Source organism: Candidatus Poriferisocius sp., from assembly GCF_965219775.1.
Classification (GTDB): domain Bacteria; phylum Actinomycetota; class Acidimicrobiia; order Acidimicrobiales; family Bin134; genus Poriferisocius.
Genome location: NZ_OZ244793.1, coordinates 2,039,001 through 2,065,036, shown reverse-complemented (window position 1 = coordinate 2,065,036; position 26,036 = coordinate 2,039,001). Strand labels below are relative to the sequence as shown.

Sequence of the window (26,036 nt, the reverse complement as noted above, 5' to 3'; positions counted from 1 at the left end):
TGCATCACGGGGTCAGGTCGATGGGGTCTCCCAGCGGCACGAGCTCGCCGTCCTCGTCGGCGTCGGCGTCGAAGAGGACCAACCGGAACGTGTCGCTGCCGTTGTACTTGCCCGGCCCGTAGGACGCGTAGGGAATCTCGGGCAGGGCCAAATTGGTGAGCGACTCCAAGCCGACCCGGAAGGAGTCGTTGGTGAGGTGGACCCCCGCCGCGGTGGCCGATTGCACGAACAGCTCCAGGTCGCGGCAGGCCAGGATGGTGTAGGGCCAGTAGTTGGGGTCGTCGGCGGAATTCTCCACCCCCGGACCGGGTCGCTCGAAGCGGGCATCGGGCAGGGCGGCCTGCACGTCGTCGAGGCACTGTTGGGAGATCGGGTCGATGGGGTCGGTCGGCGAGTCGGCTCGCAGCGCGCTGGACACGGTGCCGTCGAGTTGGGCGGGATCGATGCCCTGCATGATGGCGGTGGTGAAGTTCTGCGAATCCACCGCCGCCAGGTCCATATCCAGATCGCCATAAGTGATGAGGGCGGTGGCCGCGGGCCCGATGATCACCATATGGCTGATGTTGTTGGACCGGGCCAGTTCCTGCATGACCTCTATCTGGGCTTCCATGGTGTCTGCGTCCACGCCCAGATCATCGAGGCTGAGCACCAGGTCGAGATCGACGCCGGCGGCGGTCAGCGCACCGTTGACGGCGTCGCCCAACTGCTCCTCGACGTCGGCTCCGTCGTAGTGGACCCCGACCGCGGTGGCATCATCGAACCAGCCTCGATCATCGAGGGCGGCGATGAATGCCGCTTCCCGGCCGTCCCCGCTGGGGAAGAACCCCGCGATCGGTGCCCTGGCCCGCTCCAGCGCCTCCTCGCCGACGTACACCTGCGATCCCAGATGGATGGTCTCGTGCTGTTCGAAGACACAGAAGTTGGCGTCGCCCCGCATGCCGCCGAGCACGGCAAAGACCTCGGCATCCTCGGTGAGCGCGATGCAGGCCTCGAGCATGCCCGCGTTGTCGGCGGGGTTGAACCCGGCGATGGTCGGCACGAGGCTGCGGCCGTTCACCCCTCCCCGGGCGTTGACGGCGTCGGTGAGCGCCGCCCAAACGGCCTCGGTATCGCCGAAGAAGCCGAACCCGAACACCGTGGTGTCCCAGAAGCCGACCCCGATGTCGATGGTGTCGGCGGTGACCCCTCGGAAGCTGGCCGTCCGCTCGACCTCCGGCTCCGGTTCCGGCTCGGGATCCGGTTGGTCGGGGTCCGCGGCCGCCGGCGCCTCGGTGACGTCGTCGGCTGCGGCGGGTGCTTCGACCTCTGCCCCGTCCTCGGTCGGCTCGCCGGCGTCGGATGGGGTTTCGTCCGCCGGGGCCTCGTCGGGCGGTGCGGGAGCCGGGGCGGCCGTGGCCTCCGTCGGGGGATCGGCGGTACCGGACTCGTCATTGCCGGTGCTGCACGCTCCCGCCACCAGCGCGAGACCGGTGACGAGTGCGACGGCGGCGAGCCCGAGGCGTTGGTGGCGCATGGTTGCCCCCTCCTGTTGTCCTGGGTGCGCCGCGTTGGTCAGTGCGGCGACTGCGCGACAAATGTACCGTTGGTATCTCACGTCGTCCAGAACTGTTGTAGGCGGGAAGCCCATGGCCACCACTCCAGATGAACCCACCGCCTCCGCTGGCGAAAGCAGTGCCGAAGAAACCATCGAGCACCGCCTGTCGGCATTGACGCTCGAGGAGAAGTGCATGATGGTGCACGGGGCCGACGCGTGGACCGTGCCGGGTTGTGCCCGCCTGGGCATCCCCGACTGGTGTCTCAGCGACGGGCCGGTCGGAGTCCGGGGGCGAACGGTTGGTCCGGGCCTGGTGGTACCGGGCCCGACGGCGTTGGCCGCCACGTGGAACCCCGCTCTCGTGGAGCAGGTAGGCCAGGCGCTCGGGGTCGAGGCCAACGACCGCAAGGTGGACGTGGTTCTGGGCCCGACGGTCAACCTGCACCGCTCACCCCGCGGCGGACGCCACTTCGAGTCCTACAGCGAAGACCCCGAGCTGAGTTCTCGTATCGCGGTGGCCTACATCATCGGTGTGCAGAGCCAGGGGGTGGGGGCCTGTGTCAAGCACTTCGTGGCCAACGACCAGGAACACGAGCGCTTCACCATTGACGTGCAGGTGGACGAGCGCACTCTTCGGGAGATTTACCTCCCCCCCTTTGAGGCGGCCGTGATCGAGGCCGAGGTCCGGTCGGTCATGGGGGCCTACAACTTCGTCAACGGGCACCACGCCTGTGCCCACCCCGAGTTGCTGGTCGACCTTCTCAAGCGTGAATGGGGCTTTGCGGGTTTTGTGGTGTCCGATTGGGGGTCGCTCAAGGAGACCGTGGCCCCGGCCCGGTGGGGGCTCGACCTGGAGATGCCCGGCCCCGGTCGGTATTGGGGCCGGGACCAGTTGCTCCGGGCCGTTCGCGCCGGTGAGGTGGACGATGCCGACGTGGACGACAAGGTCCGGCGCATCCTTCGTTTTCTCGAGTGGGCGGGACGCCTCGACACCCCCACCAGCCACGACGAAGCGACCGTGGAGCGGCCCGAGCACCGCGCCCTGGCCCGCCGGGCGGCGACGGAATCAATGGTGTTGGTGGCCAACGCCGACGGTGTGCTCCCCCTCGACGGCGAGGGCACGGTGGCCCTGATCGGGGCCGGGGTTGCCGAAACGGCCGTTCTGGGCGGCGGCTCCGCCAGTTTGTCCCCGCACCGGACCACCACCGTGCTCGAGGAAATGGGGCAACGCCTGGGCGATCGGCTCGTCGGCGTCGCTCCGGGTATCGACATGGCTCGTTCGGCGGCGTCGGTGCCGGCCGATTGGATCGGGAGCGAGAGGGTGCGCATCGAACTCCACGACGGCTTCGAGGTCAGCGGGGAACCCTTCGCCGTCGAAGAGCGGGACGGGGTGTTCAACGTGTGGTTCGGTGAGAGCTGGCCCGAGGGCCATGATGCGATGAGCGTCCGCATGAGCTTTTCCCTCACGCCGCCCACCGGCGGCCGTCACCGGTTGTGCGCCATCGGTTTCGCTCATGCCCAGCTCTTTGTCGACGACACCTTGGTGGCTGACAACCAGGAGAGCCCGTTTTCTGCCGGTCTCGGGCTGAAGGGCGGTGAGGGCTACGTGGATCTGGAAGCGGGCGTCACCTACCGGGTCCGCCTCGACCATTTCCCCCGAGAAGGAGGGCAGTGGGTCTGCCTGGTGGACGTGGGGGCTGAACTCGCCGGGGACAATCGCGACGCGCGGCTGGTCGAAGCGGAGCACCTTGCCGGGCGCGCCGACACCGCCGTGGTGGTGGTGGGGAGCACCGCGGAGTGGGAGTCGGAGGGAGCGGACCGAGACGCCATCTCGCTGCCCAACGGTCAAGACGAGCTGGTGCAGCGGGTCATGGCCGCCAACCCGCAAACGGTGGTGGTGCTGAACTGCGGTGCGCCCATGACCCTGCCCTGGCTCGATGACGCCGCCGCCACGCTGATTGCGTGGTATCCGGGCCAAGAGGCCGGACCGGCCATTGCCGACGTGCTGCTGGGCGCCGCTGAGCCCGGCGGTCGTATGCCCACGAGCTGGGCGGCCGACGAGCGGCACACCCCGGCCTACCTCAACTATCCGGGCGAGGCGGGTGTGGTCCGTTACGGCGAAGGGGTGTTCGTGGGCTACCGGTCCTACGACGCCCGGGGGGTCGAGCCGATGATCCCGTTCGGGCACGGGGGGTCGTACACCACCTTCTACTGGGGCGCGCCCAACATCACCGGTGAATGGACCGACCTCACCGTGGAGGTGCCGGTCACCAACACCGGCGGTCGGGCGGGCAGCGACGTGGTGCAGGTGTACGTCGGGGCCATCGACCCGGTGGTGTCGCGTCCGCCCAAGGAGTTGGCCGGGTTCGCCAAAGTCCACGTCGAGCCGGGGGCCACCGTCACGGCGGTGATCCGGCTACGCCGGCGGGCCTTTGCCCGCTGGGATCCCGAACACCATGGCTGGGTGGTCGATCCGGGCGAGTACCGAGTCGTGGTGGCCGCGTCGGCGGTCGACGTGCGCTCGAGCGAGAGAGTCACGATCCCGTGACCACCGTGCGAGCCATCCTCGAGCAGGTCGAGCAGGCCGTCAACGCGTCCGACGCCGACTTCACCGCCACCTTTCAGTTCGTGTGCGAGCCGGAGGGTACGTACCGCCTGGTGGTGGTGGACGGGCAGTGCGACCTGCGGGTGGGTGCCGGAGAGGCGGTCTCCACGGTGGTGGCCGACGCCGACGATGCCGTGCTGATCTTCTCGGGCAAGGCCGACTCGATGAAGGCCTTCATGGAGGGCCGGATGCGGATCGAGGGCGATCTGATGGCCATGTCGGTGCTGACCCAGTTCACCGCGGGCGGCACGCGCTCGACCGGCGGCCCACCGGCCCACCCGCGGGTGGGCTACCTGGCGCCGGCCGAGTCCCCCTCGCACGAGTGGTGGCGTGAGCAGGCCCTGGAGGCATCCGAAGGGCGGCCGCTGCGGCAGGTGGCCGCCGACCGGGGCCTCCATGTGGGGGCGGCCATCGCCACCCCGAGCCTGCCCAGCGCCGACGCGCTGGTGCCCCGGGAGTTCAACCAGGTGGGAGCCGAGAACGCCTTCAAGTGGGGGACGCTGGCCAAGCGGGTGGGGGAGTACGACTTTTCGGTGGCCGACGCCTTCGTCCGCTACGCGCAACGCCACGACTTGCGCCTGCGGGGCCACACGTTGATCTGGGGCCGGGCCGGGCGCCCCACCGATCTGGAGGCCACCATTCGGGCCGCCTCCGACCCCACGGCCACGCTGCGACAGCTCATGGGGGAGCACATCGATACGGTGCTCAACCGCTACCGCGGCCAAGTGGCCGCCTGGGATGTGGTGAACGAGCCCATGGCCTACGGGGGCGAGGGCCTCGACCGCAACGTCTTCTCCGATCACCTGGGTGACGACTACGTGGCCGAAGCGTTCGCCATGGCCCGATCGGTGGACACCGAGGTCGACCTCGTGCTCAACGAGCAGATCCCGGCCAATCAGTACAACGACGTTGGCGGCGAGCAGTTCCACCGGTTCGCCGAGAAGCTCATCGGCCAAGGGGTGCCCATCGACGGCATCGGGATTCAGGGCCACCAACTCATGTCGGTGCCCGATCCCGTCGAGCTGCGCGACTACCTTCGCCGCATCGAGGATCTGGGCGTGTTCATCGAGATCACCGAGATGGACATGCGCATCGGCCTGTTCGCCGACCGGGACGATCCGCTGGGCGCCCAAGCCGAGGCCTACCACCGCTGCGCCGAGGTCTTGGCGTCGGTGCCCGCGGTTCGGGCCGTCATGTTCTGGGGAGCAGCCGACACCGACACCTGGCTGGATCACTTCCCGCCGTTCGACGCCGCTGCCCCCAACCAGCCGTTGCTGTTTGATCGGAACCTCGAACCCAAGCCCGCCTACTACGCGTTCCTGCACGGATTGGCCACCACACCATGAACCCCCAGATCAGCAATCGCATTCGCGGCGACGTCTACCAGGTGACCGCCGAGGAGAAGGAACACTTCGCCACTCGGGGCTATGTGCATCTCCGTGGCCTGCTCACCGAAGCGGAAGTGGCCGAGTTGGAGGTGGTGTACGACCGGTTTCTGCGCCGTGAGATCGAGGTACCCGGAAAGGACTACTGCGACATGGCGGGTGACTACGGGCGTGATCCTGCCGACTTCTCCATCATCAACGTGATGTTGCCCCGCCGCTACCACCCCGAATGGCAGAACAACGTGTTCGAGCGGCGGGCTGCTTCGGTCAGCACCCAATTGTGCGGTGAGGGAATGGCCATCGACTACGACCAACTGCTGGCCAAGCAGCCCTACAAGCACGACGCCGTGTTCGCCTGGCACCAAGACCTGGCCTATTGGCCGAACACGCCCGACACCCGAACCGCCACCCTGTGGTTGGCCATCGACGACTCCACGCTCGACAACGGCTGCATGCGCTTTGTGCCCGGCACGGTCGAGGAAGCGGCGTTACGACCCCACCAACCCCAATACGGTGATCGCGGTGAATCCCACGCGCTGGGGACCGAACTCCTGCCCGACGATCAGGTGGTGCCGGTGCCGATCTCTCGCGGTGACGTCACCGTTCACAATGAGCGGGTGATGCACGGCTCGGGGGGCAACTTCACCGGTGGGTTCCGCCGGGCCTACGTCCTGGCCTTCCGGTCGCAGGCCACCATTGCCACCGAGCGCCAACTGGGTTTCACCCACAGCCACAACGACGACCGGGAGGTGCTGGACGGAGTGGGCGACGGGGTGGCGAACCGTGGCCGGGGTCAGGTGACGTAGGGGAGGGCCGAGACCACCCGCCGGCCGAGGTCCTGGTCGCCGGAAAGCGTCACCCGCCCGTCGGCCAGGGCGCCGGCGGGGTCGGTGCGCCCGCAGCACACGGCGTTGTAGGTGTCCACGTCGGCATGCACGGTGACGGTGGGGTCGGCGGGCACCGCGGACAGCTTGGCCCGTCCGTCGGTCACCGCCACCGCCCGAGGGCCGTCGGCGTCGCCGTCCACGTCGAACACCACCGTGGTGCCGTCGGGGGCGCCCGCCTTCTTGCCCACCACGTAGCCCATGTTGCGGGCGTGCCAGTCGAGGCAGTGCTGAGCCACCGGGCCGCCCAGGTGGCCGGGGATGCCCAGGGCTCGGCGCATGTCCTGTTCGTGGACCCAGCAGTCGAACACCCGGATCTGCATGAACGTGCGGTACGGGGCCTCGCCGATGGGGGTGAAGCCCACCTCGTCCCATTTCTCCGCCGGTAGTGTCCGCAGCATCTCCAACCGTTGGGCGCAGACGTCGCGCATCTCGGCCAGCACCTCGGCCCCGGGACGCCCCCGCCGGGGGGCGATCTGCGCTTCGTTGAAGGCGGCGATCCCGTCGAGCCCGCCCTCGGCGACGGGAGGCTCGGTGTCCACGCCGAGCAGCATCTGCTCGATGCCGATGATGTGGCTCACCTGATCACGCACCGACCAGCCGGGGCACTCGGTGGGGGTGTCCCACTGCTCCTCGCTCAAGTCGGCGCCCAAGCTCCCGATGGACGCCCACACTTCTTCCAACAGACCGACGACCGGATCGCTCATGTTTCCCCTCCTCCTGCGCGTTGCCTTCCTCGGCGCTTTCCTCGGCGTCCAATGGGTGGGCGACCGCCGCTCATGGCCCCGCTCCTCAGGACAGGCCGACGGTGAACGACCGGGTGTCGCCGTCGAGCATCTGGCGGATCGACTGGGCCACCGGACCGCGGATCACCTGACGGGTGCCGGCGAACGCCGCCAGTGAGAGCCCCTCGGCCAGCCCGGCGGCCTCGGCCAAGGCGGCGTCCTCCACGTCCTCGGGGGGCACCACCCGGTCCAAGTAGCCGGCATCGGCGGCTGACGCCGGCGAGAACAACCGAGCCAGCAGCACCGAAGCCTGGACGTGGCGCACCGACAGCCGGTCGCGGGCCAACGTCACCACCGACGGGGGCAACACCATGCCGATGGCGACCTCGTTCAGCCCGATCTTGGCGTCCACGTCGGCACCGATGCGCACGTCGCAACTCATCAACCAGATGGCCCCGGCCGCCAAGGCGTGCCCCGTACAGGCGGCCACCACCGGGATGGGAAATTCGTACAGCCGGAGGAACAGGTCCATGCCCGCTCGGAACAGATCGCGGGCCGATTCGGGTCCGGCTTGCATGATCTTGAGGTTGAATCCGGCGCTGAACGTGCCCGGCCGGCCGATCATGACCACGACCTTGGCCTCCTGTTCGGCCCGGTCGAGCGCCTGGTGCAACGCGGTGATGACCTCGTGGGACAGGGCGTTCACCTTGCCGTCGTCCAGTCGGACCAGGGCGACCTCCCCGGCCGTTTCGTAGCTCACCGGGGTGCTGATTGCTTGCGACATCGGCGACGAGGTTATCCCATCGAGCGGCGACAGCCATGAAGCAGCAGCCGCGGTGAAGGGCCGATGGCGTTGGTAGCATTGACCGCCGTGCCTCCTGCAATCTCCGCCCGTGGGCTGCGCCGCACCTACGGCGACGTGGTGGCGGTGGACTCGCTCGACCTCGAGGTGGACGCGGGCGAGGTCTACGGCTTTCTCGGGCCCAACGGCGCGGGCAAGTCCACGGCGGTGCGGATGCTGTGTACGTTGGCCACGATGACCGCGGGTACGGCCTCGGTGGCGGGCTACGACGTGGTCGCCCAGGGTGATCTGGTGCGGTTGAGCATCGGGGTGGCCCTGCAGGACGCCGCGCTGGACGGCAAGCTCACCGGGCGGGAGACCCTCACCCTCCAGGGCCGCTACTACGGGTTGGCCAAGCCCGCCATCAACCGCCGCATCGACGAGTTGGCCCCCCTGCTGGAGATGGGCGCCATCGACCGCCGGGTGTCCACCTACTCGGGAGGCATGAAGCGCCGCTTGGACCTGGCCGCCGCCCTGATGCACAACCCCGAGGTGCTGTTTCTGGACGAGCCCACCACCGGCCTCGACCCCATCAGCCGGGCCACCGTGTGGGAGCAGATTCGCCGCTTGAACCGGGAACTGGGCATGACCATCTTCTTGACCACCCAGTACCTGGAGGAGGCCGACGCCTTGACCCATCGGGTGGGCATCCTCAACGAGGGCCGCCTGGTGGCCGAGGGTACCCCCGACGAACTCAAGCGCACGGTGGGGTCCGACGTGGTGGTGGCCCGGGTGGCGGGCGATCCCGACACCGCCCGGCAGGCCGTCGAAACGGTGGCGGGCATTACCAGCACCGAGGTGTACGGCAACGAGGTGAGCGCGGCCACCGGTGACGGGGCCTCGGTGGTCAGCCCGGTGGCGGTGGCGCTGGCGGCCGCGGGCGTCGAGGTGATCGAATTGTCGATCCACCCCACCACGCTGGACGACGTGTTCCTGGAGTTGACCGGCGCCCGGATCGAGGTGGAGGAATGACCGCCACCGCCCCCACTGCTGCTACTGCTTCGAATCCGGCCGACGTGGTGCGGGCCCAACCGTCGGGCTTCTTCCGCGACATGGCGTCGGTGTCCAACCGGGCGCTGCGGCTGCTGCCCCGGGATCTTGAGGCCATCCTGCCCGCCATGGTGATCCCCCTGTTCTTCCTGGTGGTGACCATCGGCGCCATCCAGAATCTGGTGGATCAATCGGTGACGGGCATCGACTACAAGGCCTTCCAGTTGCCGGTGGCCATCATGACCGCGGTGACCGGCATGTCGAGGGCCAACTCGCTGGTGATCGACATCTCCGAGGGCTACTTCGACCGCCTGCTGATGACCCCGATCAATCGCTACGCCCTGCTGCTGGGCCTGATGGTGGCCGACTTCACCCTGTTCATGGTCATGGCGATCCCGGTGATCGTGGTGGGCTTTGTGATCGGCGTGAGCTTCGGGGCCACCGGGTTCCTGGGCCTGGTGGTGTTCGTGCTCTTCGGGGCCCTGTGGGGGCTGGCCTACACCGGCTTCCCCTACGCCATTGCCCTGCGCACCGGGAATCCCTCGGCGGTGAACTCCAGCTTCCTGCTGTTCTTCCCGTTCATGTTCTTGACCACTGCCTGGGTGAGCCGCGACGTGATGACCGACTGGCTGGCCGCCATCACCTGGTTCAATCCCATGACGTACGCCCTGGAGGGCATGCGCTCGCTGTTCACCGGTTGGGACGGCTGGGCGTTGGCTCGGGCCCTGCTGGCCGTGGGCTCGGTGGCCCTACTCGCGCAAACGCTGGCCTTCCGGTCCCTGCGGGGCCGCATCCGCCGCGGCTGATCCATCGGGCCCCAATCCGAGGCCGCATCCGACTCGGCTGATCCGCCGGGCGCCAAACCGGTGTCCGAGCCGTGGTGGCCGGGGCTCGCCTCGGGTAGGCTGGCCGACGTGAGCGAAACCATTGAAGCCCAACTGTTCGAGGTCACCGAAGCAGCAGTTGCCAAGGTGCTCGAGATCCGTGACAACGAGGATGATCCGCAGGCCCTCGGCCTGCGCATCGAGATCACCGGCACCAGCGGTGCCGACTACACCTACGACCTGGCCTTCGAGGAGATCGCCAACTGTGCCGAGGGCCACCGCCACATCACGGTCGACGATCTCACCGTGATGATCCCGGAGGATTCGGTGGAGTCGCTGACCGGCGCCACCCTGGATTTGCCCAACAACCCCATGCAGGGCGGGCTGGTCATCCGCAATCCCAACAAACCCGATCTGTTGGCCGGGGCCGATCTGGAACTCTCCGGCACCGTCCCCGAGCAGCTCCAGCAGCTTCTCGATCAGCACATCAACCCATCGCTGGCCTCCCACGGGGGGTTCGCCACCCTGTTGGGGGTGGACGGGGCCACCGCCTACATCACCATGGGCGGGGGCTGCCAGGGCTGCGCCATGAGCCAGGCCACGCTGCGGGAGGGCATCACCGTGATGATCACCGAAGCCATCCCCCAGATCACCGACGTGGTGGACGCCACCGACCACGCCGCGGGCGACAACCCCTACTTCGCCCGCACCTGAGCACGTCGGCCGGCCGCGACCGCGAGGTCCGGGCCTCGGCCCCGGTGTGGTCGCCGGCGCCTGACAGAATGGCGCCATGATTGATCTGTTGATCCGTGCGGGCACCGTGGTGGACGGAACCGGGGCGGCCCCCTTTCAAGCCGACGTGGCCGTTTCCGAGGGGCGGGTGGCGGCCATCGAACGCCGAATCGACGCCGACGCTGCCGAGGTCATCGACGCCACCGGTCGTCACGTGACCCCCGGCTTTGTGGACGTCCACACCCATTACGACGGACAGGCCACGTGGGATCCGATCATGGCCCCGTCGGCGTGGCACGGGGTCACCACCGCGGTGATGGGCAACTGTGGGGTGGGGTTCGCCCCCGCCGATCCCAGTCGCCACGGCTGGCTCATCGAATTGATGGAGGGGGTGGAGGACATCCCCGGTGCGGCCCTCTCGGAGGGAATCACCTGGCAATGGGAGACGTTCCCCGAGTACCTGGACGAGCTGGAACGGCTGGGGCGCACCATTGACGTGGCCGCCCAGGTGCCGCACGGGGCGGTCCGGGCCTACGTGATGGGGGATCGAGGGGCGACCACCGGCCCGGCCACCGAGACCGAACTGGCCGAGATGGCCCGCATCGTGGCCGAGGGGACCGAAGCCGGGGCGGTGGCCTTCTCCACCAATCGGCTGCCGCTGCACACCTCGTTGTCGGGGGTGCCGGTGCCGGGCACGTTTGCCGACCACCGGGAGTTGGCCGCCATGATGGACGAGCTGTCCGGCCGATCCCTGGTGGAGGTGGTGCCCGCCGGTTCGATGGGCGAGGATCCCGACGCCCCCATTCGGGAGGTGGAGCTGTTCCGCAGGCTGAGCGAGGAGGCCGGGCGGGCCATCACCTTCACCATGGTCCAGGTTCACGCCAATCCCGATCAGTGGCGTCGGCAGATGGAGCTGGTGGAGCAAGCCAACGCGGCGGGAGCCAAGTTGGTTCCCCAGGTGCAGGGGCGGCCCGGTGGGCTCTTGGCCGGGTGGGACCAGTTCAATCCGTTCGCCAAGCGGTCCGCGTACCGTCGACACGACCACCTCCCGCTGGAGGAGCGGCTGGTGGAGCTTCGTCGCCCGGAGGTGCGGACGGAGATCCTGGCCGAGGACATCCCAGGCGATCCGGCCATGGGCATCCTGCGGCACTCCCTGCACGCCACGTTCCCGTTCGACGGTGGCCCGGTGTTCGAACCCGACCCGTCCCAGTCGGTGGCCGCCATGGCCGACCGCACCGATGAGGACCGGCTGGGGTTGCTGTACGACCTGATGTGCGAACGGGGCATGCTCCAGGTGTTCTTCACCGGCTATCGCCACGGCGATCTGGAGGACCTGCGGGAGATGATGGTGCACCCCATGTCGGTGGTCGGACTGGCCGACGGAGGGGCCCATTGCCGGGTGATCTCCGATGCCAGTCTGCCCACGTTCATGCTCGAGCACTGGGTGCGCGACCGCCGTCGAGGGCCCAAGCTGTCGGTGGCCGAGGCGGTGAAGATGCTCACCTCCGAGCCGGCCGAGCTGTACGGCTTCGACGATCGGGGCGTCCTCGACACCGGCAAGCGTGCCGACATCAACGTCATCGACCTTGAGGGCCTGCGCCTGGACCTGCCCGAGATGGTGGGAGACCTGCCCACCGGCGCCCGACGCCTACTGCAGACCGCCAGCGGCTACGACGCCACCATTTGTGCGGGCGAGGTGACTTTCCGAAACGGACAAACCACCGGCGCCCGCCCCGGCACCCTCATCCGCAACTAGCCGTTGTCCTCCTGCGGCCGTTGCCGACGGCGTGGTGAGAGGTCCGGTGTGCCCGTGCCGGCACGCGGGGCGGGAACCGCGCCCTCTGTGGGGGCGAGGTGAGGGGACCGGTCTCCCTGGGGCGGAGCGTCTTGGTACGGCCGGGGCAGGAGGCGCCCGAGGAGTGGGGGGATTGTCGACGGCTGACGGTTCGCCCCTCCGAACCCCGTCTCGAAGCGATGCGGGAACTGCGGCGGATATGGGTGGAGCGCATCCCGTTGGTGATCGAGGTGGACGGCGATGTGCCCCTGGCCGATCCGGTGATGCACACCTCGTGGTGGGACCTCTCGCCGGGATTGACCATGACCGCCGAGGTGCTCCGTCATCTGCTCATGGCCAATGCGGTGGACGGACGCGACCCTGGTCCCCTCTCATTCGAGCCGCTCCGCCTCGCCGTGGAGGCAGGGGGGCGGCCCTCAGCCCCGGGTGGGCCCGGCGACGTGATCACCGACGGAGGCCCGGCGTGGTGCGACGGCGGTCCCCTCGACGCCTTCGGGCCGGAAGAACTGGGCTCCGGCGGCCTCGGGGTGATCCCGGCGGCCAATGTGGCCGTCGGCAGCCTGGCCGTGGCCACTGCGACTTCTCCTCAAGCTGATCTGGCCGACGACCAACGGGCGGCGGTGGGCCATCGGGGAGGGCCCGCCTGCATCGTGGCCCCTGCCGGGTCGGGCAAGACTCGTGTCCTCACCGAGCGGGCCCGCCATTTGGTGCGCCACTTGGGTGTGGATCCCCGGGCGGTATGCCTGGTGGCGTTCAACGTGCGGGCCCGGGCGGAGATGCAGGAACGCACGGTGGACATCCCCGGCCTGCAGGTCCGCACGCTGAACAGCCTGGCCTTGGCCGTGTGCAACGGCACCGGACCGTTTGCCCGGCCTCGCCATCACCACCGGGTGGAAGTGGTTGATGAACGGGGGGTGCGGGACCTGCTCGACGGGATGGTCCGCCGCAAACGGCGAGCCATGACCGACCAACTTGCTCCCTGGCTGGAGGCGCTGGGCTCGTCCCGGCTGGGATTGCGGAATCCCGAAGAGGTCGAACGCGACTTTCATCCCGACGTACCCGACTTCTCGGTGATCGCCCCGCACTACGTGGAGACCCTCGATGCGCAAGGACTGGTGGACTTCGACCAGCAGATCATCCGGGCCATCGACATCTTGCTGAGCGATCCCGAGGCCCGGGCCGCGGCCCGGCGGGTGTGCGGCCTGCTGTTGGTGGACGAGTTTCAGGACCTCACGCCGGCGCATCTCCTGCTGGTGCGGCTGCTGGCCGGTCCCCGTTCCGACGTCTTCGGGGTGGGTGACGACGACCAGACCATCTACGGCTACTCCGGCGCCTCCCCCGAGTGGCTCATCGACTTTGGCAAGTACTTTCCCGGTGCGCAGCGCCATGAGCTGCACGTCAACTACCGCTGTCCCCCCGAAGTGGTGGGCGCGGCCTCGAACCTGCTCAGCCACAACCGCCGCCGAATCGAAAAGCAGATCACCTCGTCCCCCCTGCGCCACGACCCCGCTGGTTCGGCGATCACGGTTGGACAGGCCCATGGCGGTGGGCTGGCGACCAAACCGGTGGGGGGATCGCGTGCAGCCATCACGGTGAGAAACACCGCCAACGGGGCCCCGGAGCTGCGGCGGGTTGTCGAGTCCCTGTTGCAGGAGGGCGCTCATCCCCGCCACCTGGCCGTGTTGACCAGGGTGAACAGCACGCTGTTGGTTCCCCAGATCGTCCTCGGCGAGTTGGGGGTACCGGCCAACCAGCCGGTGGGCCCCATGTTCTTGAACCGTACCGGGGTGGCGGCCGCCCTGGCTTGGCTGGACATTGCCACCGCCCCCGAGCGCGCCCTTCCCGCCCGAGCGCTGGCCGCGGCGGCTCGTCGTCCTCCCCGAGGCATTTCTCCTCGGGTCATCGAGTGGATTGCCGAGCAGCGGAGCATCTCCCAGATCAAGGCCTTGGCCGATCGAATCAAGGATGAACGCACGTCGAACAAAGTGGGAGAGTTCGCCGACGATGTGAGGCGGTTGTGGACGAAGGCCGACGGAGACGGCGGTGCCACGACGCAAGTGTTGCTGGAAACCGTGCGGGACGAGTTGGGTCTCGGCGGCAGCCTCGACACCCGACTGGACGCCTCCCGTCGCTCGGTGGACCGGTCGGCGCACGGTGACGACCTACGGGCCCTCATCTCGGTGGCCCACCTGCACCCCGACCCGGTGGGGTTCCGGGGGTGGCTGGCCGGATGGCTCTCCGACGAACACGAGGTTGATCCCGGCACCAGCGGCGTCCAACTGGCCACGGTTCACCGGGTGAAGGGACGGGAATGGCCCCATGTGATCGTGTACGAGGCGTCGAAGGGATTGATGCCCCATCGCCTGGCCGGCGACCTCGAAGAGGAGCGACGGGTGTTCCACGTGGCCATCACCCGCTGCTCGGAATCGGTCACGCTCATCTGCGGAGACCCACCCACCGAATTCGCCGACGAATTGGTCACCCGCTACCAGCCTCCGTCGGAACCGGAACGGGCTGCAGACTCGGCCGTGTACTCCACGCCAAGGGCCGGGGGTTCAGGTCAGACGACCAAACCGCCGGCGGCCGCGGCAGCCCGGCGCCCGAACCGACAACCGCCCACCGATCCTGTCGGCGCGGCCGCCTTCGACGCGTTGAAGGCCTGGCGGCTCCAACGCAGCCGGGCCGACGACGTGCCCGCGTACATCGTGTTCGGCGACGCCACCCTCATCGAATTGGCCACCCGCCGACCCACCACCGATGCCGGGCTGCGGGCCGTCCGCGGTATCGGTCCCGCCAAACTGGCCGCCTACGGAGATTCGGTCAAAGAAGTCCTGCGTCGATTCAGCGACTCGTAGCCGGAGTCGTCACCGCGGCCCATGCACTCGTGGGAGCATCGTGGTGAGCCCGCGGGCCGGTTGTCAATCCCCGAGGGCTTGGCGGGCGGCGGTGGCGATGCCGGTGGGGTCGAGACCGCAGTCGGCCAGAATCTCGTCGGGCTTGCCGTGGGGGATGTACTGGTTGGGCACGCCCAGCACCCGGATGGCGGGCACCGGGCCCTCGCGACCGGAATGGGCCAGCCGGTCGGCGACGGAGCTGCCCGCCCCGCCTTCGCGCCAACCGTCCTCGATGGTGACCACCGCCCGGTGGCCGGCGGCGTCGGCCAGCATGTCCTCGTCGAGGGGCTTCACGCAGCGCACGTCCCACACGGTGGCCGACACGCCCTCGGCCTCCAGCGCCTCGGCCGCCTCCACGGCGGGGGCCAGCATCTTGCCCACGGCCAACAGGCACACCTCGGTACCCTCTCGGACCTTGCGGCCCCGCAGGCCGTAGCCCACCTGGTCCTCGGACACCCAGGGCGCCGCCGTTTTGGCCCAGCGCAGGGCCACCGGCCCCGAGGTGATCTCCAGGGCGTCGTGCAGCATCTGCTGGAGTTCCTGGTAGGACGACGGGGCCAGCACGGTCATGCCCGGAACCTTGGTGAGCAACACCATGTCGAGCACGCCGTGGTGGGACGGGCCGTCGTCGCCGGTGATGCCCGCCCGATCCAAACAGAACACCACCGGCTGGCCGTGGAGGCCCACGTCCAGGTTCACCTGATCCATGGCTCGGGTCAAGAAGGTGGAGTAGATGGCCACCACCGGGCGCAGACCGCCCATGGCCATGCCCGCCGCCGCGGTGACGGCGTGCTGCTCGGCGATGCCCACGTCGATGCACCGATCGGGGAAGCGTTCGGAGAAGGGCAGAAGACCGGTGGAGTCGGGCATGGCCGCGGTGATGGCCACCAGGTCGGGGCGGGACTCGGCTTCTTTGATCAGGGCCTCGGTGAACGCCTCGGTGTAGCTCCCCGGCTTGGCGTAGGAGGTGTCGTGCATGTTCTTGACCGGGTCGTTCTCGGCGGGGGCGTAGCCCCGGCCTTTCTGGGTCAGCACGTGGACCAGGCAGGGCCCGTCCAGCCCGGCCACCCGACCGAACACCCGTTCCAGTTCGGCCAGGTCGTGTCCGTCGAAGGGCCCGAAGTAGCGGATACCCAGCTCGTCGAAGAACGTGCGGGATTCCCACATCTCCCGCACCGCCGCCTTGGTGGCCCCCAGGGCCCGTCCGGCCAGGTTGCCCACCCAGGGAATGTCCTTCAGCACTTTGCGGAGCTGGTTGTCGGTGCGGATGTAGCGGGGATCCATGCGCACCCGGATGAGGCTTTCCGACAATCGGGAGATGGTGGGGGCGTAGGACCGACCGTTGTCGTTGAGCACGATGGTCACGCTGCGGCCCGAGTGCCCCAGGTTGTTCAGCCCCTCGAAGGCCACCCCCCCGGTGAGGGAGCCGTCGCCCACCACCGCGATCACCCGTCGCTGGTCGCCCCCCGAGGCCTGCTGGGCGGTGGCCAGCCCGTGGGCGTAGCCCAGCACGGTGGAGGCGTGGCTGTTCTCGATCCAGTCGTGGGGGGACTCCTCCCGACTGGGGTAGCCCGACAACCCTCCCGGCTGGCGCAGCGTCTTGAAGTCCCCGGTCCGCCCGGTGAGCATCTTGTGGACGTACGCCTGGTGGCCGGTGTCCCACAGGATGATGTCCCGGGGCGAGTCGAACACCCGGTGCAGGGCCAGGGTCAACTCCACCACACCCAGGTTGGAGCCCAGGTGGCCACCGGTGGCCTGGACCGTCTCCACGATGAACTGGCGGATCTCCTCGGCCAGCTCGCCCAGTTCGTCGGCGTCCAGACGGCGAAGGTCGGCGGGGCAGGTGATTCTCTCAAGAAGACTGGTATCCATGTCCCTTCCCATTGCTTGGGGGTATCCAGGCTAACCGCGGAATCGACCGGGGCGATAGCCCGGAGCGGTCGCCCGGAGCGCCGTCGGCCACACCACCTGGTACGAGTCGATTCGAGACTGCAAATGAGCCTACCGGCGGTCCCGCAGCCGGTGGTAGCCCTTGGCCGCGGCCCAGCCCACCCCCAGCGCGCCGAGCCCCCCGACGGCGTCGATCCAGTAGTGGTTGGCCGTCACCACGATGGCGAACAGGGTGAGCCACGGGTAGGCGGCCAGGGACCACTTGGCCACCGGGTTGGTGAGGTGCTTGCGCAGGGCCAGGAAGCACCACAGGCTCCAGGCGAAGTGCAGGCTGGGCATGGCCGCGTACTGGTTGGAGAGCTGCTCGGCCGCTCCCGAGGTGAACGACCACAGCCCGCCCAGGTCGGCCACCGTGTCCACGTAGCCGGTGTCGGGCAGGTCGCCGCCGTAGGTGCCTCCCACGGACAGCAGGCGGGGCGGCATCAGCGGGAACAGGGCGAAGCCCACCAGGGCCGACCCGGTGGTCAACAGTCCGGTGGTGCGCCAGAACGGGTAGTGCCGGGGAAACCGGTAGTAGAGCCAGATGAGGGTGATGGCGGTGACCGCAAAGTGGAAGAGGCCGTAGAACAGGTTCCAGAACTGGATGAACGACACCCAGCCGATGAACAGATCCTGCAGGTCGCGCTCGAAGTACAGCCCGATGCTGCGCTCCCAGTCGATGACCAGCTCGGCGTTGGCCTGGGCCTCTGACGGCGACACCGCCGCCGACCCGAACTGGTTGCGCACCCAGGAGTAGATGCCGTAGAAGGCCCCGATGACCGCCAACTCCAGGTACCAGCGGGGCCGCAGTCGGCCCTGGCGGGATGGACGGGTCTCGGTGCTCAAGGCGGGAGCGCGCTAGTGGGGTCGTTCAGGGCGCCCGGCGGGAACGCGCCGCCTTTTGCCATCGGCGGCCGCCGAACACCAAAGTCGGCAGCCCCATCAGGCTGCCGGCCACGGTCAGGAAATAGAGCAGCAGTCCCATGGCGATGGCCCGTTCGTCGATGACCCCCAGCTCGTGGAGGAACAGCACCAGGGCCCCTTCCCGGAGTCCGAGCCCGCCCAGGGAGATGGGCAGCACCTGGATGATGAGCATGGCCGGAATGAAGGCCATCAACTCGGTGGGTCCCAGCCCGTTGATGCCCACCACCTTGGCCGCGCACCCGGCGGCGGTCAGCATGACCGCCTGGTAGGCAAAGGCGGTGAGCAGCACCCGGCCGGCGTCGCGGGGCTTGGCCCGCAGCTCGTCGATGCCGGTGTGCAGCCCGTTCACGAAGCGGACCCAACCGTTGTGCTTGCTCACCCATCGGCCGAAGCGTTGGTTGCCCACCAGGATCAGGATCAGCACCAAGGCCAGCAGCGTGAGTCCGGCGGTGCTGGCCGCCACCCGGGTGGGGGCGCCCAGCCCCCGCAGCTCCTCGTCCAGGGCCAGCCCGAGCAAGGTGAACACCGGCAGCACGATCCAGCCGCTCAGCCGCTCCAGCAGCACCGAGGCGAAGCTGTGGGGGCCGTCGTCGGTGTCGTTGGCCAGCCGGGTCATGCGCAACACGTCGCCCCCCACCGTGGTGGGGACGAAATTGGAGATGAACATTCCCGCCATGTAGTGGGAGAACAAGCGCCGGGGCTTCACCCGCAGTCCCAGGGCCGAGGCCACCTCGTACCACCGGGCGGTGGCCACCACGTTGCCGGCCACGGTGAGGGCGAACGCGGCCACCAGCCAGAAGGGGGTGGCCGAATTGAAGTCGGGCCACATTTCGTCGGCGTCGAACGACGGGGCCCGCCAGATCAACAGCACCAACAGCACCCCGCTGATGCCCACCCGCATGACCACGCCGAGCATCCGGCGTACGGGGTGCTTGTCGGTCGTTCCCAGGCCGCCGGTGGCGGCGGTGGCCTGGTTCTGGGCACGCGTCGCAGTCGGAGGCGGCCTCGGGGTCATCCGGCCAAGGCTATTGTCCCGACGCAGCCCGTTGGATATTACGGTGAGGCGAATGCCGGCAAGAGAAGTCATGGGCCACGGGGGCGATCAGGTGCTGGCGGCCCTGGCGCCCTTCGGTGTGCAGGAGCTGTTCACCCTGTCGGGGGGCCACATCTTCCCGCTGTACGACGCGGCGGTGAAACGGGGCGACGTCGCCCTCTACGACGTCCGCCACGAGCAGACCGCGGTGTTCGCCGCCGAGGCCCTGGCCAAGCTCACCCGGCGGCCGGGGGTGGCGGCGGTGACCGCCGGGCCGGGGGTGACCAACTCGGTGAGCGCGGTCACCACCGCGTGGCTCAACGGGGCGCCGGTGGTGGTGTTGGGCGGGCGGGCGCCGGAGGCCCGCTGGGGATCGGGCTCGCTGCAGGAGCTGGACCACGTGCCCATCCTGGCCCCGGTCACCAAACGGTCGCTCACCGCTGCCGGGGGCGACGACCTGGCCGAGGTCACCTACCGGGCTGCGCAGGCGGCCATGACCCCCCACCGGGGGCCGGTGTTCGTGGACTACCCCATGGACGTGCTGTTCGCCGAGGGCGAGGGCACAGTGCCCGACGAGCCCCTGCCGGGGGGCGCGGCCCCCGACGCCGAGGGGATCGAGCAGGTGGCCGCCCTGGTGGCCGCCGCCCGCCGCCCGGCTGTGATGGTGGGCTCCGACGTGTACTGGGACGGCGCCTGGGAGGCGTTGACCGGGTGGGTGGAGGCCCAGCGACTGCCCACGTTCGCCAACGGGCTGGGGCGGGGGTGTCTGCCCGCCGACCACGAGCTGTTCTTCAGCCGCACTCGGGGGCTGTTGCGCACCGACGCCGACCTGGTGATCGTGGCGGGCACCCCGCTGGACTTCCGCTTGTCGTTCGGTCGGTTCGGCGACGCCCAGGTGGTGCACCTCACCGACAGCGCCGAGTCGGTGTCGGGCCATGCCCAGCCCGCGGCGTCGCTGGCGGGCGACCTGACCAAGATGATGTCGGCGCTGGCCAACGGGCCCGCCCCGGCCGACCCCGCAGAGCGCCACCGGTGGGTGACGCGGCTTCGGGAGGCCGAGGAGGACGCCCGAGCGTCCGAGGAAGCCGTCCTGCTGGCCGCCGCCGATCCGATCCTGCCCACGCGGGTGTACGGGGAGCTGCGCCGGGTGCTGGACCGCGACGCGGTGGTCATCGGTGACGGCGGCGACTTCGTGTCCTACGCCGGGCGGTTCGTGTCGTCGTACCGGCCCGGTCACTGGCTGGACCCCGGCCCCTACGGCTGCTTGGGCACCGGATTGGGTTACGCCCTGGCCGCCCGGGTGGTCCACCCCGACCGCCAGGTGGTGCTGCTGTTGGGCGACGGGGCGGCCGGCTTCTCCCTGATGGACGCCGACTCGCTGGTGCGCCACCGGTTGCCGGTGGCCATCGTGGTGGGCAACAACGGCTGTTGGGGCCTGGAGAAACACCCCATGCGCCAAATCTACGGCTACGACGTGGCCGCCGATCTCCAGCCGGGCTGCCGCTACGACCAAGTGGTGGCCGCCCTCGGCGGTGCCGGGGAGACGGTGCACCGGCCCGACGACATCGCCCCCGCCCTCCAGCGGGCCCTCGACGCCGGTGTGCCCTACCTGGTGAACGTCATCTGCGACCCCGAACATGCCTACCCCCGCCGCTCCAACCTGGGGTGAGCAACGGGGAGGGGAGGCGGTACGCTGAGGCGGTGATTGATGAGTCTGTGGTGGCCGACACCCTGGCCGTGGCGATGGCCACCGGCGGGGAGTTCGCCGAGGTGTTCGTGGAGGATCGTCGGTCGTCGTCGGCGTACCTGGACGACGGCAAGGTGGAGGAGCTGATCTCGGGGCGCACCCGGGGGGCGGGCATTCGGGTGATGGTGGGGGACACCACCGGCTTCGCCCACACCTCCGATCTGAGCGAGACCGGTTTGTCCAAAGCGGCCCGGGCGGCGGCTGCGGCCGCTCGGGGCGGGGGCGGGGGTCAACGGCTGGTGGCCCTCGACCGGGTGGAAGCCCCCGCACCCCACCAGGTGGAGGTGCTGCCCGAAACGGTGGCCAAGGCGGCCAAGGTGGAGCTGCTGGGCCGGGCCGACGAAGCCGCCCGAGCCTCCGGGAAGGCCATTTCCCAAGTGTCGGCCCGCTACGCCGACGGGCGCCGCCGCATCCTGGTGGCCAACAGCGACGGGCTCTTGGCCGGCGACGACCAGGTGCGCACCCGATTCGCGGTGACCTGCGTGGCCGTGGGCGACACCGGCATGCAGACCGGCTACGAGAGCGTGGGCCGACCGGTGGGCTTCGAGCTGTTCGACGAGTACGAGGTGGCGTCATTGGCCCGCACGGCGGCCCGGCGGGCCCTGACCAAGCTCACCGCCCAGCCCGCGCCCAGCGGCTCCCTGCCGGTGGTCATCGGTCCCGGCGGCGGCGGTGTGTTGTTCCACGAGGCGTGCGGCCACGGCCTGGAAGCCGACCTGGTGGCCAAGCAGGCCTCGGTGTTCCGCGACCGGGTGGGCGAGCAGGTGGCCCACCCCGAGGTGACCCTCATCGACGACGGCACCATGGCCCGGGAGTGGGGAGCGTTTGCCATCGACGACGAGGGCCGCCCGGCCCAGCGCAACGTGCTGATCGAGAACGGGGTGCTCACCGACTACATGTGGGACCAACTGCGGGCCCGCAAGGAGGGGCGGGAGAGTTCGGGCAACGGGCGCCGCCAGAGCTACCAGCATCTCCCCATGGTGCGGATGACCAACACCTACCTGGCCAACGGCACCGAGGATCCCGAGGCCATCATCGCGGCCACCGACCGGGGGGTGTACGTGGCCCACCTGGGCGGTGGCCAGGTGAACACCGCCACCGGCGACTTCGTCTTCGGCATGAACGAGGCCTACCTGATCGAGGGCGGCAAGATCGGCGCCCCCATCCGGGAGGGCAACCTCATCGGCAACGGCCCCGAGGTGCTGGCCGGCATCGAGGTGCTGGGCAACGACTTCGCCATGGGGTCGCCGGGCACCTGCGGCAAGGACGGCCAGGGTGTGCCCGTGGGCGACGGCACCCCCACCCTGCGGGTGGCGTCGATGACCATCGGCGGGACCGCGGCGGCGTGAGCGACGGCGGCAGGCCAGGCCGGTGAACCCCGAGGAGCTACTGGCCATCGCCGAGCGGATCGTGGGCTGGGGTGGCCCTGGCGAGCAGATCGAAGCGGTGGTGGGCCACAGCCGGGAAACTGACGTGCGGGTCTACGAGGGGGAGATCGAATCGCTCTCGGTGGCCGAGTCGCAGGGGGTGGGCATCCGGGTCATCACCGACGGTCGCCAGGGTTTCGCCCACGCGGGCACCCTGGATGCCGACGTGCTGGAGGAGACCCTGGCCGAGGCCCGCGACAACGCCCGGTTCGGCTCACCCGACGAGTTCTTCGGGTTGGCCGAGCCCGACGGGGTTACCCACCCGGAACTCGACCTCTACCACGAGTCGCTGTTGGCGTTCGGCACCGAGGCCAAGATCGACCTGGCCCTCGAACTGGAACGGGCGGTGCGGGCGGGCGATTCCCGGATCGTGGGGGTGGAGTCGGCCGACTACGGCGACGTGGTGGGGGCCGACGCCATCGCCACCACCACCGGCATACGCAGTTCGGGGCGGGACACATCGTGCTACCTCACCGCCTACTCCTTGGCCTCGGAAAGCGACGAGACGCAAACCGGTTTCGGATTCTCGGTGGGCCGCGAGCCCGCCTCCTTGAGCGTGGAGGAGGCGGCCACCGACGCGGTGGACCGGGCCACCCGCATGTTGGGGGCCACCCAGCCTCCGACCGAGCGTGTCACCGTGGTGCTCGATCCGATGGTCACCGCCCAGTTCCTCAGCATCATCGGCGGCACCCTGTCGGGCGAGGCGGTGCTCAAGGGCCGCTCGTTGTTCGCCGACCGGCTGGACGACCAGGTGGCGGCCAGTGCGGTCACCCTGGTGGACGATCCCACCAACCCGGCCGCCTTCTCGGCCACCGACGCCGACGGCGAGGGCTTGGCCACCCGCCGCAACCAGCTCATCGGCGGGGGCACGCTCGAGCGGTTCCTGCACAACAGCTACACCGGCCGGCGTTCCGGGTCGGCGTCCACCGGGTCGGCGGTGCGGAGCTACGCAGGCACCCCCGGCGTGGGCTGCCAGGCCCTGTCGCTGGTACCGGGCGACCGTACACCGGCGGAACTCATTGCCGGCATCGACAACGGGGTGCTGATCCAGGGGGTGTCGGGGCTGCACTCCGGCGTCAACCCGGTGAGCGGCGACTTCTCCACCGGGGCCGAGGGGCTGCGCATTCGCAACGGCCAGTTGGCCGAGCCCATCCGGGAGATCACCATCGCCTCCACCCTGCAGCGCATGCTGCTGGACGTGACCGCGGTGGGGTCCGACCTCACCTGGCTGCCCATGAGCTCGGCGGGCGTCACCCTGGTGGTGGCCGAAGTCACCATGTCCGGGGCGTGACGGCGGGCCCCAGGTAGGTACCGGGCCGTGTCGGTCCTGCATGCCATCTTGCTGGGCATTGCCCAGGGGCTGACCGAGTTCCTGCCGGTGTCCTCCAGCGGTCACCTGCAGATCATCCCGTGGCTGGCCGGTTGGGACGACTTCGAGGGCCGAGACGACCTCAAGCGGGCCTTCGACGTGGCCCTCCATCTGGGGACGTTGCTGGGGCTGGCCGCCTGCCTGCGCCGCGAGGTGGTGGCGTTGCTGCGCGAGGGGGTGGGCGCCACGGCCCGGCGACATCGCCCCCTGAGCATCGAGGCCCGGCTGGGTTGGCTCCTGGTGTTGGCCACCGTGCCCGCCGGGGTGGTGGGGGTGGGCTTGGGATCGGTCATCGACGAGGCCGACGACCACGTGTGGCTCACCGCCGTCATGCTGGCCGGCTTCGGGGTGCTGCTGTGGTGGGCCGACCGCCGCCGTGAGGGTGGGCGGGAGATGGGCGGCTTCGGGGTGGGCGACGCGCTGGCGTTGGGGCTGGCCCAGGCGTGCTCGCTGCAGCCGGGGGTGTCGCGCTCCGGGGTGATCATGACCGCCGGGCGACTGCGGGGGTTCGACCGGGAGGCCGCCACCCGGCTGGCCATGCTGATGAGCCTGCCGGTGATCGCCGGGGCGGGCCTCTACTCGTTTATCGACATCGGCGGGTGGGCGGGCATTCCCGCCGATGCCCGCGCCGGGTTCTTGTGGGGCACGGTGGCCTCGGCGGTCACCGGGTTCGCCACCGTCAAGGGGTTGCTGGCCTTGGTTCGCCGTCACAGCTTCGGCCCCTTCGCCCTGTATCGGGTGATGGTGGCGGCCACAGTGCTCACCCTGATCGCCGCCTCGGTGCGCTGAGGGCCCGACGGTCACCCCGACGGCCGTTGCGAGCCTGCTTCCCGCTCGAAGCTTGTCATGGGTGTCAGTCCCTCACCCCGGCGGCACCAGGGCCAGGGTGATCGATCCCTGCACGGCGGCGGAGGCCACCGGGAGCAGTTCGTCCTCGGTCACGGCAATGGTCACGGCGTGGTCGGCGCTGTCGGTGACCACCGCGGTACGGGCCACGGTGAGGGTGACCTGGGTCCGGGTGCCGTCGGCCTCGGTGATCGGCAGGGTGACCAGCACGTCCACCCGGTCGCCCGGTGCCAGCGGTGGCAGGGCGGCGTGGGCGGGAACGGCCACCTCGGTGCGGTCCCCGATGGGCAACCCACCCAAACGGGGAATGGTCACCACGTCGCCGCGGTAGAGGGCGGCTGACGCCACCTCGTCGCCCCCCAGAGCGGCAATGGCGTCGAGGGGCAGGGTTTGGGCGGGGTAGCGACGGGCCTCGGTGTTGTCCGGTCCCAGCGGCTCGCCTGCGGTGATGGGCCGGGTGGCCACCACCACGGGCACCAGTGGTCCCAGCGACGGCCCGCCCCCGGCCAGTCCGGCCACGATGGCCACGGCCAGTCCGGTGACGGCCGCGGCGGCGGCCACCACCATCCAGTAGCTGCGCCGCCCGCCCGGCAGTCGGCTGAGCAGGGATCCCCGCCAGGTGAGGGGCTGGTTGGCCGTCTCGTCCCCGTTGTCCGCCGTTCGGCGTGGCTGCATGATTCAACCGTGGTGGGTGCGGTGGGGGAAGCGGGCTCAGCGTAGCCGCCGATGCCGGCCAGGGGAAGGGGTCAGGGGAGCGGCGGGGCGATGCCGTTGGTGCGGTCGGAGCAGTCGGGCACGTTGTCGCCCACCGCTCGGATGGCCCCGAACAGCAGGGCTCGCATTCGGTCCAGGTTTTGGGCGAAGAACTCGAACACCTCGTCATGGGTCACCGGGGCCACGCCGGGGTCGTCGTCCAACCCCGCGTCGTAGTCGGTGACCAAAGCGGCGTTGGCGTAACAGATGCCCAACTCGGCGGCCAGGGCGGCCTCGGGATACTGGGTCATGCCCACCACGTCCCAGCCGTTGTCGCGAAACCAGCGGGACTCGGCCCGGGTGGAGAAGCGGGGCCCGGAGATGACCGTCATGGTGCCCCCGTCGTGAGCCGTCATGCCCTCGGCCCGAGCGGCAACCAACAGCGCCTCACGGAGTTCCGGGCAGTAGGGGTCGGCCAGGGAGACGTGGTTGGTCACCGTGTCGAAGTAGGTGTCGGCCCGCCCCGAGGTGCGGTCCACCAGTTGGTCGCACACCACCACGTGGCCGGGGGCCATCTCGGGCCGCAGCGAACCGCAAGCGCTGGGGCCGAAGACGGCCCGCACCCCCACCTGGTGCAGGGCCCACAGATTGGCCCGGTAGTTGACCCGATGGGCCGGGTAGCGGTGCCCGGGGCCGTGGCGGGCCAAGAAGGCCACCTCGATGCCGTCCACCGTGGCGATGTTGAGCGGCCCCGACGGCGGGCCGAACGCCTCGTCGCCGGCCACTTCCACCGCGTTCTCCAGCAGGGAGTAGAGACCGGTGCCGCCGATGACGCCGATCTCGGGCATGGCCGCGCTGC

At 69.7% G+C, this 26,036-nt stretch carries 20 protein-coding genes; 12 read left to right on the top strand and 8 right to left on the bottom strand.

Annotated features, from left to right (window positions below; translation table 11 throughout):
• Nucleotides 1-4: 4 nt before the first annotated feature.
• Nucleotides 5-1,513, bottom strand: coding sequence for a hypothetical protein (locus ACOQPQ_RS09205; RefSeq protein ID WP_420639144.1), 1,509 nt, complete (start codon nt 1,511-1,513; stop codon nt 5-7).
• A gap of 112 nt (nt 1,514-1,625) precedes the next feature.
• Here ACOQPQ_RS09205 and ACOQPQ_RS09200 point away from each other — a divergent pair, with 112 nt between their 5' ends.
• Genes ACOQPQ_RS09200 through ACOQPQ_RS09190 form a run of 3 tightly spaced genes read left to right on the top strand, consistent with a single transcriptional unit; the run spans nt 1,626 to nt 6,330 of the window.
• Nucleotides 1,626-4,082 carry a glycoside hydrolase family 3 C-terminal domain-containing protein gene (locus ACOQPQ_RS09200; RefSeq protein ID WP_420639143.1) on the top strand — a complete coding sequence of 819 codons (2,457 nt, stop codon included), beginning with the start codon at nt 1,626-1,628 and terminating at the stop codon, nt 4,080-4,082.
• On the top strand, nt 4,079-5,485 hold the full coding sequence (locus ACOQPQ_RS09195; protein WP_420639142.1) for an endo-1,4-beta-xylanase: 1,407 nt from the start codon (nt 4,079-4,081) through the stop codon (nt 5,483-5,485). The genes ACOQPQ_RS09200 and ACOQPQ_RS09195 overlap by 4 nt, the downstream gene beginning before the upstream one ends.
• Nucleotides 5,482-6,330, top strand: coding sequence for a phytanoyl-CoA dioxygenase family protein (locus ACOQPQ_RS09190; protein WP_420639141.1), 849 nt, complete (start codon nt 5,482-5,484; stop codon nt 6,328-6,330). The genes ACOQPQ_RS09195 and ACOQPQ_RS09190 overlap by 4 nt, the downstream gene beginning before the upstream one ends.
• Here the strand turns inward: ACOQPQ_RS09190 and ACOQPQ_RS09185 are convergent.
• Complete coding sequence (locus ACOQPQ_RS09185; protein ID WP_420639140.1) at nt 6,318-7,115, bottom strand: maleylpyruvate isomerase family mycothiol-dependent enzyme; 798 nt, start codon at nt 7,113-7,115, stop codon at nt 6,318-6,320. The two genes, ACOQPQ_RS09190 and ACOQPQ_RS09185, sit on opposite strands and share 13 nt — an antisense overlap.
• 85 nt (nt 7,116-7,200) lie before the next feature.
• Entirely contained in the window at nt 7,201-7,917 is a 717-nt protein-coding gene (locus ACOQPQ_RS09180) for a crotonase/enoyl-CoA hydratase family protein (protein ID WP_420639139.1), read from the bottom strand.
• An 87-nt stretch (nt 7,918-8,004) separates the two neighbouring features.
• Between ACOQPQ_RS09180 and ACOQPQ_RS09175 the strand changes: the two genes are divergently transcribed.
• The 5 genes from ACOQPQ_RS09175 to ACOQPQ_RS09155 all read left to right on the top strand — a co-directional run bounded on the left by ACOQPQ_RS09175 (nt 8,005) and on the right by ACOQPQ_RS09155 (nt 15,170).
• On the top strand, nt 8,005-8,946 hold the full coding sequence (locus ACOQPQ_RS09175; protein WP_420639138.1) for an ATP-binding cassette domain-containing protein: 942 nt from the start codon (nt 8,005-8,007) through the stop codon (nt 8,944-8,946).
• A complete protein-coding gene (locus ACOQPQ_RS09170; RefSeq protein ID WP_420639137.1) occupies nt 8,943-9,770 on the top strand; it encodes an ABC transporter permease in 828 nt (275 codons plus the stop codon). Before ACOQPQ_RS09175 ends, ACOQPQ_RS09170 begins: the two co-directional genes overlap by 4 nt.
• A gap of 108 nt (nt 9,771-9,878) precedes the next feature.
• Complete coding sequence (locus tag ACOQPQ_RS09165; RefSeq protein ID WP_420639136.1) at nt 9,879-10,502, top strand: NifU family protein; 624 nt, start codon at nt 9,879-9,881, stop codon at nt 10,500-10,502.
• A gap of 76 nt (nt 10,503-10,578) precedes the next feature.
• Nucleotides 10,579-12,276, top strand: coding sequence for an N-acyl-D-amino-acid deacylase family protein (locus ACOQPQ_RS09160; protein ID WP_420639135.1), 1,698 nt, complete (start codon nt 10,579-10,581; stop codon nt 12,274-12,276).
• A 218-nt stretch (nt 12,277-12,494) separates the two neighbouring features.
• Nucleotides 12,495-15,170 (top strand): ATP-dependent DNA helicase UvrD2, encoded by a 2,676-nt coding sequence (locus tag ACOQPQ_RS09155; protein WP_420639134.1) that lies wholly within the window; start codon nt 12,495-12,497, stop codon nt 15,168-15,170.
• A gap of 63 nt (nt 15,171-15,233) precedes the next feature.
• Here ACOQPQ_RS09155 and dxs read toward each other — a convergent pair whose 3' ends face one another.
• The 3 genes from dxs to ACOQPQ_RS09140 all read right to left on the bottom strand — a co-directional run bounded on the left by dxs (nt 15,234) and on the right by ACOQPQ_RS09140 (nt 19,077).
• Nucleotides 15,234-17,081: a 1-deoxy-D-xylulose-5-phosphate synthase gene (gene dxs / locus ACOQPQ_RS09150; RefSeq protein WP_420639133.1), complete on the bottom strand. Its 1,848-nt coding sequence runs from the start codon at nt 17,079-17,081 to the stop codon at nt 15,234-15,236.
• A 129-nt stretch (nt 17,082-17,210) separates the two neighbouring features.
• Complete coding sequence (locus tag ACOQPQ_RS09145; protein ID WP_420639132.1) at nt 17,211-17,984, bottom strand: phosphatase PAP2 family protein; 774 nt, start codon at nt 17,982-17,984, stop codon at nt 17,211-17,213.
• A 25-nt stretch (nt 17,985-18,009) separates the two neighbouring features.
• Complete coding sequence (locus tag ACOQPQ_RS09140; RefSeq protein WP_420639131.1) at nt 18,010-19,077, bottom strand: lysylphosphatidylglycerol synthase transmembrane domain-containing protein; 1,068 nt, start codon at nt 19,075-19,077, stop codon at nt 18,010-18,012.
• Between the two features lie 52 nt (nt 19,078-19,129).
• Here ACOQPQ_RS09140 and ACOQPQ_RS09135 point away from each other — a divergent pair, with 52 nt between their 5' ends.
• Genes ACOQPQ_RS09135 through ACOQPQ_RS09120 form a run of 4 tightly spaced genes read left to right on the top strand, consistent with a single transcriptional unit; the run spans nt 19,130 to nt 24,427 of the window.
• Complete coding sequence (locus tag ACOQPQ_RS09135) at nt 19,130-20,764, top strand: acetolactate synthase (RefSeq protein WP_420639130.1); 1,635 nt, start codon at nt 19,130-19,132, stop codon at nt 20,762-20,764.
• Nucleotides 20,765-20,796: 32 nt separating this feature from the next.
• Nucleotides 20,797-22,191 carry a TldD/PmbA family protein gene (locus ACOQPQ_RS09130; RefSeq protein WP_420639129.1) on the top strand — a complete coding sequence of 465 codons (1,395 nt, stop codon included), beginning with the start codon at nt 20,797-20,799 and terminating at the stop codon, nt 22,189-22,191.
• A 22-nt stretch (nt 22,192-22,213) separates the two neighbouring features.
• Nucleotides 22,214-23,560 carry a TldD/PmbA family protein gene (locus ACOQPQ_RS09125; RefSeq protein ID WP_420639128.1) on the top strand — a complete coding sequence of 449 codons (1,347 nt, stop codon included), beginning with the start codon at nt 22,214-22,216 and terminating at the stop codon, nt 23,558-23,560.
• A gap of 27 nt (nt 23,561-23,587) precedes the next feature.
• The gene (locus tag ACOQPQ_RS09120) at nt 23,588-24,427 is read left to right on the top strand and encodes an undecaprenyl-diphosphate phosphatase (protein WP_420639127.1); all 840 of its coding nucleotides are present in this window, start codon (nt 23,588-23,590) and stop codon (nt 24,425-24,427) included.
• A gap of 72 nt (nt 24,428-24,499) precedes the next feature.
• Here the strand turns inward: ACOQPQ_RS09120 and ACOQPQ_RS09115 are convergent, their stop codons facing one another.
• Nucleotides 24,500-25,159 carry an SAF domain-containing protein gene (locus ACOQPQ_RS09115; protein WP_420639126.1) on the bottom strand — a complete coding sequence of 220 codons (660 nt, stop codon included), beginning with the start codon at nt 25,157-25,159 and terminating at the stop codon, nt 24,500-24,502.
• Nucleotides 25,160-25,230: 71 nt separating this feature from the next.
• A complete protein-coding gene (locus ACOQPQ_RS09110) occupies nt 25,231-26,025 on the bottom strand; it encodes an S-methyl-5'-thioadenosine phosphorylase (RefSeq protein ID WP_420639125.1) in 795 nt (264 codons plus the stop codon).
• Between the last annotated feature and the right edge of the window lie 11 nt (nt 26,026-26,036).